The 867-nt window shown below is 65.7% G+C and carries 2 protein-coding genes; both read right to left on the bottom strand.

The window, feature by feature from the left end; translation table 11 throughout:
* Nucleotides 1-47 precede the first annotated feature (47 nt).
* A complete protein-coding gene (gene tnpB / locus H7828_RS22685; RefSeq protein WP_057818241.1) occupies nucleotides 48-398 on the bottom strand; it encodes an IS66 family insertion sequence element accessory protein TnpB in 351 nt (116 codons plus the stop codon).
* Entirely contained in the window at nucleotides 395-808 is a 414-nt protein-coding gene (tnpA, locus tag H7828_RS22680; protein ID WP_226783328.1) for an IS66-like element accessory protein TnpA, read from the bottom strand. The genes tnpB and tnpA overlap by 4 nt, the downstream gene beginning before the upstream one ends.
* Between the last annotated feature and the right edge of the window lie 59 nt (nucleotides 809-867).

The raw sequence follows: 867 nt of genomic DNA, 5'->3' as shown, positions 1-867 counted from the left end.
CATTCCGGTATTGGAAAGCCCATGCAAATAAGGCGAATGACGCCGATTTACCCCGCCTTTGCAGGGCGTTGGGTCCAGCGCGGATTGCGCCAGTCGATCCCCTCCAGAAGATACCCGAGCTGGGCCGCAGAGATCTGCACCGCGTCGCCGCTCCCACTGGTTGGCCAGATGAACTTCCCGGCCTCCAGCCGCTTGGTGTAGAGCGACATGCCGACCCCGTCGTGCCACAGCAGTTTGACGAGGTCGCCTTTGCGCCCGCGAAAGCAGAAGATCTCGCCGGCATGCGGATCGCGCCCCAGACCCTGCTGCACCGTCAGCGCCAGGGTGTTCATGCCGCGCCGCATGTCGGTGACCCCGCCTGCGATCCACACGCGCACCCCCGCCGGGAAGGCGATCATCGGCCTTCCAGGGCCGGAAGCAGCCGCGCCAAAACCTCCGGCTCCACCGACGAGGGGACGAGAAGCCGCCGCCCGTTCCTCAGCACGATCTCGAGCTGAACGTCCGGGGTGTCGCGCGGCGTCTCCTGGGCGGTCGCGGGCACTGCCGCAGGCGCCATGGGCGAAACCGCCAGCGGGATGAATGAAGGCGGCGTCTCGTCGCCAAGCTCACCGTCGCGATACTCCCGCCGCCATATCGTCAGCAGCGAGCGCGACACACCATGCCGCCGTGCCGTTGCCGCCACCTGGCGATGCCCCAGAAAACTCTCCTCCACGATCCGGATCTTATCCGTATCGCTCCAATATCGCCGACGCGGCACATCCGCAGCAGAGAGGACTTCGATCTCGGGTCTGAACTTATGGTCGGCCATAAGGTCGGACTTAGCACCGACGCCGAAATCCCGTCAGACGGCCTCCGCCGCAGGGATAC

The sequence above is a fragment of the Oceaniglobus trochenteri genome (genome assembly GCF_020529025.1).
GTDB lineage: Bacteria > Pseudomonadota > Alphaproteobacteria > Rhodobacterales > Rhodobacteraceae > Oceaniglobus > Oceaniglobus trochenteri.
The sequence above is the reverse complement of the archived record's forward strand: the minus strand, read 5'-3'. Positions and strand labels throughout refer to the sequence as shown.